This is a genomic window from Desulfobulbaceae bacterium, assembly GCA_013792005.1.
Classification (GTDB): Bacteria; Desulfobacterota; Desulfobulbia; order Desulfobulbales; family VMSU01; genus VMSU01.
Window position 1 is genome coordinate 1 of the sequence record VMSU01000064.1, and the last position, 8,153, is coordinate 8,153.

At 50.4% G+C, this 8,153-nt stretch carries 6 protein-coding genes; 1 reads left to right on the forward strand and 5 read right to left on the reverse strand.

What is annotated here, in order from left to right:
- Both FP815_03675 and grpE read right to left on the reverse strand, forming a co-directional pair.
- The coding region (locus FP815_03675; protein ID MBA3014036.1) for an Hsp70 family protein at positions 1-858 on the reverse strand (858 nt) is incomplete at its 3' end.
- An 80-nt stretch (positions 859-938) separates the two neighbouring features.
- Positions 939-1,463 carry a nucleotide exchange factor GrpE gene (gene grpE / locus FP815_03680; GenBank protein ID MBA3014037.1) on the reverse strand — a complete coding sequence of 175 codons (525 nt, stop codon included), beginning with the start codon at positions 1,461-1,463 and terminating at the stop codon, positions 939-941.
- 320 nt (positions 1,464-1,783) lie between these two features.
- Here grpE and FP815_03685 point away from each other — a divergent pair, with 320 nt between their 5' ends.
- Positions 1,784-3,739, forward strand: coding sequence for a flagellar hook-basal body complex protein (locus FP815_03685; protein ID MBA3014038.1), 1,956 nt, complete (start codon positions 1,784-1,786; stop codon positions 3,737-3,739).
- 133 nt (positions 3,740-3,872) lie between these two features.
- On the opposite strand, the gene FP815_03690 is transcribed toward FP815_03685, so the two are convergent.
- The 3 genes from FP815_03690 to FP815_03700 form a co-directional block, all read right to left on the reverse strand.
- Entirely contained in the window at positions 3,873-5,177 is a 1,305-nt protein-coding gene (locus tag FP815_03690) for a pyridoxal phosphate-dependent aminotransferase (protein ID MBA3014039.1), read from the reverse strand.
- A 226-nt stretch (positions 5,178-5,403) separates the two neighbouring features.
- Entirely contained in the window at positions 5,404-6,294 is an 891-nt protein-coding gene (locus FP815_03695; protein MBA3014040.1) for a hypothetical protein, read from the reverse strand.
- Positions 6,295-6,650: 356 nt separating this feature from the next.
- Complete coding sequence (locus FP815_03700) at positions 6,651-7,961, reverse strand: citrate synthase (GenBank protein ID MBA3014041.1); 1,311 nt, start codon at positions 7,959-7,961, stop codon at positions 6,651-6,653.
- Between the last annotated feature and the right edge of the window lie 192 nt (positions 7,962-8,153).

Genomic DNA, 8,153 nt, shown 5'->3' on the forward strand with positions numbered 1-8,153 from the left:
AGAGGCATCGGCAGTGATAAAGGGGAGATTGATATCGGTCTCCATGGTGGTCGACAGCTCCTTCTTGGCCTTTTCCGCCTCTTCCTTCAACCGTTGCAAGGCCATATTGTCACTTCGAAGGTCGATGCCATTATCGCGTTTAAACTCGTCCGCCAACCAGTTAACCACCCGCATATCGAAATCTTCGCCGCCAAGGAAGGTGTCGCCGTTGGTTGATTTGACCTCAAAAACACCATCGCCGATCTCAAGAACAGAGACATCGAAGGTACCACCGCCCAAGTCAAACACCGCGATCTTCTCCTCATGCTTCTTGTCGAGACCATAGGCCAAGGCCGCAGCAGTCGGCTCATTGATAATCCGTTTCACATCAAGACCGGCGACCCTACCGGCATCTTTGGTTGCCTGGCGCTGACTGTCGTTAAAATAAGCAGGCACGGTGATTACTGCCTCGGTAACCGTTTCGCCAAGATACTCCTCGGCAGTCTGCTTCATCTTGCCCAGAATCATGGCTGAAATTTCAGCCGCGGTATATTTCTTACCATCGACCTCCACCTCGGCATCGCCTTGGCTGCCCTTAACGATCTTGAAAGGACTGAGTTCAATGCTCTTGGCAACCTCTTTATCGGTAAATTTCCGACCGATCAACCGTTTGATGGCAAACAAGGTCTTGGTAGGGTTGGTCACAGCCTGCCGTTTAGCAACCTGACCAACCAGACGCTCATTGTTTGCAGAAAAAGCGACAATCGAGGGTGTCGTCCGATTTCCTTCTGAATTCGTGATAACCTGAGGGTCCCCGCCTTCCATAATTGAGACGCAGGAGTTGGTGGTTCCCAGGTCAATGCCAATAATCTTTCCCATATCTTTCTCCTTATCAAAAACGTAAAATTTGAATCATATCAATCCTGCCGAAAGGCAGTCTTCGTCAATACCACCAGGCCTTATTCGCGGGCCTTCGCCACCGCAACCTTAGCTGCGCGGAGCAAACGATCCTTATAATAATACCCCTTCTCAAACTCACGGATCACAGCCTGAGGGGGAACCTCATCACTCTCTTCCATTGCCAGGGCCTCGTGCACATTCGGGTCAAACGGCTGACCCACGCTCTCGATGGCAACCAGGCCGAACTTGGCGGTAGCGCTCATCAGCACCTTCATGGTCATGCCAACCCCTTCCCGCAGGACATTGATATCATCGCCGCTATTCTGATGAGCCAGGGCTCGCTCCAGATTATCAAGGGTAGGCAGGAGTTCCTTGAGCAACCCCTCTTCGGCATACTTAATCGCCGTCTCTCGCTCCCTGATCATCCGCTTCTTGTAATTCTCAAACTCAGCGGCCAGGCGCAACAGTTTATCGTTAGCCTCTTGTTTCTCGGCATCAAGAGCGGCTATCATCTGAGAAGTTTCATCTGCCGCCGCGTCAGTCTCAACACCTGCAGCCTCTTCACCTTCACCGATATCTGCCATTACTTCCGGCGCGGCCTCTGAGACTGCCGCTTTCTTCCCTTTATGTCCTACCACCCATTCCTCCGTTGCTCATCATTTTTGCCACAGGACACTCTCCCCTGTCACTTACGCTAAGATCCCGATTGACAAGGATTTTACGGGATCAACCCCTGTAATAGTCAGCAATAGTAAGTAGTGTTCCAGGGGTTGTCAAGGAAAGGGAGGGGAAAAAGAAAGGTCACATCCGACACCTGCAGCCAGGGAAAAAAATTCCCACCTCCAGACACCACAAAACAACGATAACATGCCGACAAAACACGACAAATACACTTCAACAAGGCATGGCATACTCGTTGCAAACAATACCTAGTCAAACCCATATCATCTCTGCACACCAGGCGAGGCACGCAATGGACTTTCTCACATCCTTTTACAACGGCATCAGCGGCGTTAATGCCATGAGCCACCAGCTCAATGTCACTGCCAACAATGTCGCCAATGTCAACACCAGCGCCTTTAAGGCTGGTCAGGCCACCTTCGCCGACAGGTTGGATACTGCCATGGGCTCAGTGTTGGTAGGGCGTGGAGTCCAGCTCAACTCCATTGGCGCCTCTTTCGCTGCCGGGTCACTCGAAAATACCAGCAAGTCAACAGACATGGCTCTCAGCGGGGCAGGCTTTTTTGTAATGAGAGATCCCGACGCCCTAGCGGCAGACAGATATACCCGCAATGGCGAATTTACGCTCACCCCCACCCTCGGACCAGAGCCAAACGCCTATAACCTGACTTCACCAGTCGGACAATATGTCCAAGGTTATAACCTCAGCTCCAGCACAGTATCGCCGACTGTGGTCAGCGATATTCTGATCAAGAAGACATCTCCCCAATCGGCAACGACTCAGGTAAATCTCTCAATCAACCTGGAGGACAATCCAGAGCTGAGCGAGAGTGTCAACACCCCATTATTCTCCAGTTGGGACGGCAGAAATAGTTCGTCCCCCATTCCTGCTGACAGCTATGAATACTCGACATCAATAAAAATTTACGGTTCTGATCCTGGACCTACATCAGCAAACTCTCTATCCGACTACCTGAATATCTACTTTGACAGCACCGCCAATCTAAACGAAAAAGAGTTTCTGGTGACCTGCCAACCCTCTCTGGATCAAAGGCTGGTTAACGGCAGCGCCTCCCGTTACAGCAGCGCCTCGGACAAGGGCGCAGGCGCCCTGCTGTACGGAATTCTTCATTTCAGCACCACCGGAGAGCTGAACAATATCGAGTGCTGGGATATTCCTCCTGATGGCAATGTCGTTCCGGACCCAACCTCAATGCTGACTCTCCCCAGAGGAGAATCCTACTTCAATTTTGACTATAACTTGGGCGGGGCTGCAATCAACGACACCTCCGTCATCAATTTCGGCAACACCCCTAGACCACAGGTAGTAAACAGCCCCACCCCTTCCTTCTCCTCCGCTAACGCCTCACAACCGATCAATGCTTCCTCGTCCTGGGACTCCATCTTCGATTCCCAGGGCAATAAAGTCAAAGATGGCGACATCATTAGATTTCAAGGTCGATCGGGCGATGGCACGCCGCAAGATTACTCCTACTCCGTCGATTTCACCCAATCTATTGAAGACTTGCTCTTTGGCTTACAAAATCAGTTCGCATGCAAAGCAGAAATCATCAACGGCACGCTCACCCTGACAGACACAGAAGTGGGCGCAAGTCAACTGGCGATTGATTCCCTTAGCTATGCCAATGCCACCGGAGCGACACCGGCAACGGCCACAGACATCGCTGAAATTTTCGGCAGTCAAGGGGCAGAATTTATCGTATCGGCAGAGAGCCGGTACCTTGGCAACTCACTGACAACCACCAGTTACGCCAGTCCATCGGCAATCATCTACCAAAGACAGAACGGCACCGACAGAGGCCTCCTGCAAGCGCTTCGACTTGACGAACAGGGCAACATCTTCGGCCAATACTCAAACGGACCGGATATTAAACAGGCACAGTTGGTCCTGGCCAACTTCAACAGCCTCCAAGGGTTAAAGACTGTGGGAGGCAACTCCTTTGCCGCTACCAACGAATCAGGACTTGCCACCTTGGGCACACCAGGATTTGGAGGGTTGGGCCGAGTCACCAACAACACTCTTGAGATGTCCAATGTGGATCTCGGTAGGGAGATGACCAATCTGGTAATGACTCAAAGGGCATTTCAAGCCAACTCAAAATCCATTACCACTGCTGACGAAATCTACCAGGATCTGTTGCGATTACTCCGCAGCTAGCAGCAGGAGCACGACAGATTGTTGTTGCCTGTTGGATCAGAGGCAATTTGGACTCCATTCAACAAAAAAAGCCGCCTTTTTACAGGCGGCTTTTTTTATGAACTGAAAGATAAAGTATCTGAATTAAAAACGATCAGGAAGCCAGATACTTGCGGATCGAATCGGCAATCGCCTCGAATATCTGCCTGAACACACTCTCGTCCTTTTCGAGCAGTGTCACCCGCAACCCCTGAAGCTCAGTGGCAAAAGAACTAAGCGGCACCGTGCACACTCCGGTCGCACCCAGCATATAGTAAACAAAACGCTTATCCAGCGACACCCCTTCAGGATTGACCAGAATCTCAACCTGCTTACGGACTTCGGGGTTAGAAATCGGCAGAGTCTGATTCCTGGTCAAACGTCCCTCCTCAAAAACCACGCTCATATAGAATGCACCGTTAGTCCGATTTACCAAAACCCCGTCAACGTCCTTCAGGTAATCGTAAGCGATATTGGAATACTTTTCATACCGATCAATCCTCTCCTGCAGGTAATTATCATATTCCGGATGCGACATCAGCCGCGGCAATACAGCCTGAGGCAAGGTGGTCGAGCACACCTCAAGCATCTTGGCATTCAGGATCGATTGGACATACTTTTCAAACATCGGCTTGCGGTGCCCGTTATAGACCTCGATCCACCCACAGCGACCACCGGGCCACGGCATCTCCTTCGACATCCCGCGCATGGCAATCGCCGGCACATCCTCGATAAGATCAGAAATTGGCAGGGTTTTAAAACCGTTATAGACGATATTAAGGTACACCTCGTCACAAATCACGAACAAGTTATACTTCTTGGCCAAACGGATAATCCCCCCGAGGATTGACTCGGAGTACACCGCGCCGGTAGGGTTATCTGGATTGATGATCAAGATCGCCGCCACAGCGGGGTTGTACTTGATCCGCTTCTCCAGGTCGTCCAGGTCAGGATACCAGTGATTATTAGGATCAAGGAGATACGTTACCGGCCTATCTCCGGCATGAGCTGCTTCGGCCGAAGAGTGGGTGGTATAACTCGGGGTCGGCATCACCACCCGGGCTGTGGGTCGCATGAATCCATAAATCTTGCTGATCGCATCACCCAAGCCGTTGAAGAAAATAATATCTTCCGGGGTAATCTGAGCGCCACCCCGCTTATTAGTTCGCTCAGCAATAAACTCCCTGGTCGCCAGAATCCCCTTGGTCGGGGAGTACCCATAGGTCGAGTCCTGCTGGGCCAGATCGATAACGATATCCTTCATCCACTGCGGGATATGCTCACCTTTGGCAATCGGATCGCCAATATTTTCCCAATAGGTACGCATTCCAAGTTTCTGAAGTTTTTCACCGACGGTAACGATATTACGAATCTCATATGTCAGTTCGCCGGCGCCACTATGAACGATATTTGTACGCATTGCCATCACCACATCAGAAAGAGCAATAAAATACATCTTGTGCTCAATCGTCTAGAATAAAGTCAAGGAAAGGAGAAACCACAGAGGCTGGCCCTGTCAAAGAACACGTTTATCAATAAACGCGAAGACCTCTCACATGACCCAGAACAGCAGGTATATCTAGCACAGGCTCAGGGGATAGTCAAGACTGCCGAAGAGTTGGCTCAGAGTATTACCCACAGGGAGATCAGACGATGCGATCGATAACGGATTTTTCCTGGTCAAACGGGGATGGTTTAGGCGTAGAATAAGCGAAGAAGGCCTTTTTTACCGAGGGGCTATCAGATCCATTATCACCTTGGCCAATGTCCCTCCCTGCCCTTTGATAAATATCGCGCGAGGTCTCGTCTTCCGTTACGGAATTTCCCAACGGCTGCGGTTGAACCTCCCGGGAAGAGCGAGAGGAGAAAAGCTCCCTTGATGCCTCCGATATCTGCAAAGTGGCATAGGAGGCAACTCGTTGATCCTGAGGAGACGGATCAGCTGGAGCCAAAGCCGCTTGCCTGACGATCTGCATCTTAACGATAGTAGCCTCAGGCGTCGCCTCTTTCCCGGTATCAATCTGAACTTCGCCACCCACCGCATAATTCTGACCATCAGGTCCCCGCTGGTAACTAAAGGTCGCTCCGCCTCGGGCAAATCCACCGGCCGCAGCCAGATGGGCCATTTCATGCGCCCGCACCGCCTGATCCGCCTGCTTCAGTTCACTCACAACTGCCATTTCAGCCTTGGAGAGCAGCTCCCCACTTGATTTTTTTTTGGTCTCTGCGGGGGAAGATGCGTTGCTCTCAGCATCGGCGTCATCAACTGAGGGACTCAAAGTTTCGTTCGCTTCGGCCTTACTGCCCGGCTCGTCTTCGGCCACCCGATTTTGGAGCGCGCCAGAGGCCTCCTTTCGAGTATAGACAAGACGAGGCTGATTTTCCGCTGAACCTGGCTGCCCTTGTTGGCGAACAAAGACCACCCCGGATTCCGGCACACTCCCTGCGGGAATGGCAGTCGGCTGCCGGGACGACGGGAGAATGATTCCCGGAGTCAATTGAGCAATAAGGGAGTTGATGCTGAGAGAAGATGACATGGTTATCTGGTCGAAACGTCGCCCAAGAAATAATCATCCATGACTGAATGAGCGCTGTCCTTCATGGACAACGCGTGGAGATGGTAACGGATATGTTTCTTATCGGCACACCACGGCAATACCTTTAAAAAAAGTAACTGCACAGGTTAGCGGTAATCACTTATCGGTTTACGGTTAAAAGAATCATGGTTTGTCATAAATCATCGCATGATACTCAACTCAGCCATTGGCAGGCCCCAATCACCGTCAACTATTAACCGTAAACCGACAACCTGAACAGTTACAAAAAAAATAGCTACTCAAAGTAGGAAGGTGAATGCGCTCCGCTTATCTACTATAGCATAGCTATTTCTTGCTCAATCGCCGCGCTCCTCCATGGGAACAAATGGCCGGGACACTGGTCCGACATAAATCTGACGGGGCCTACCGATCTTCCAATTATCGTCATCCCACATCTCTTTCCAATGAGCAATCCAACCAGGCAACCGCCCCAAGGCAAACATGACGGTGAACATATCCTTTGGAATACCAATGGCCTTATAGATAATGCCACTATAGAAATCGACATTCGGATACAATCGACGCTCAACAAAATAAGAATCAGTCAAGGCGACGGCCTCGATCTCCTTAGCCAGATCCAACAGCGGATCATTGATGCGAAGGGCCTGAAGCACATCATCGCAAGCCTTCTTGATAATCCGAGCCCTGGGATCGTGATTTTTATAGACCCGGTGACCAAAACCGACCAAACGGAACGGATCATTAGGATCCTTGGCTTTATCAATATATTTCCGATAATTACCGCCTTCCCTATGGATCTGCTCAAGCATCTCGATAACCGCCTGATTGGCTCCGCCATGCAGAGGCCCCCATAGAGCGCTGATCCCCGCCGAAATTGAAGCGTAGAGGTTAACATGGGCGCTTCCGACTAACCGCACTGTCGAGGTAGAGCAGTTCTGTTCGTGATCGCCATGCAGGATCAACAGTTTATTCAAGGCGTCGACAACAATTGGATTGACCTCATACGGAGAGACCGACGAATTGAACATCATGTTGAGGAAGTTGGCACAGTAGGAGTAATCGTGCCGTGGATACACCAGGGGCTGCCCCATAGCCTTTTTATACGAAAAGGCGGCAATGGTCCGAACCTTGGAGATCAAGCGCGCCGTCATCCTATCAATTTTAAGCATCGGATCATTGATCATCTCAGGATAAAATACGCACAGAGAGTTAACCATGGAGGACAGAATCGACATCGGAGGAGATCCTTGAGGAAACCGATCGAAAAAATGAACCATATCCTCATGGACTAAGGCGTATTTATTCAACATTCCGGAAAAATTCTTCAACTCACTAATTGTCGGCAAACTACCATGGACCAAGAGAAAGGCGACTTCAACAAAAGTACATTTTTCTGCTAGGTCCTCGATCGAGTACCCCCGGTAGTTGAGAACACCCTTATCTCCATCCAGATAGGTGATTGTGCTGGCACATGATCCCGTATTCATATAGCCATAATCCAGGGTGACATACCCCGTCAGCGCCCGAAGCCTGCTGATATCAATGGCCCTCTCTCCTTCCTCTCCCACGATAACAGGAAACTCATGAACCTTCCCGTCGACCTTAATCTCGGCCTTATCTTGGACATAATACTTATCTAATTTCATCAATAACCTCCTGTTATCACAACAATACATTCGACAAAAACTTCTTTCCACGACGAACATGACCCGCCTGGACAATTATTGTTGAGCATGATGTAACTATCCTCCTGATGCATGATGCGGTGTATATGGATCCTGGAATGAAGACTTATGCGTGCAGGGATGATGCAGGGGCGAGAGGGGTTACGACGCATG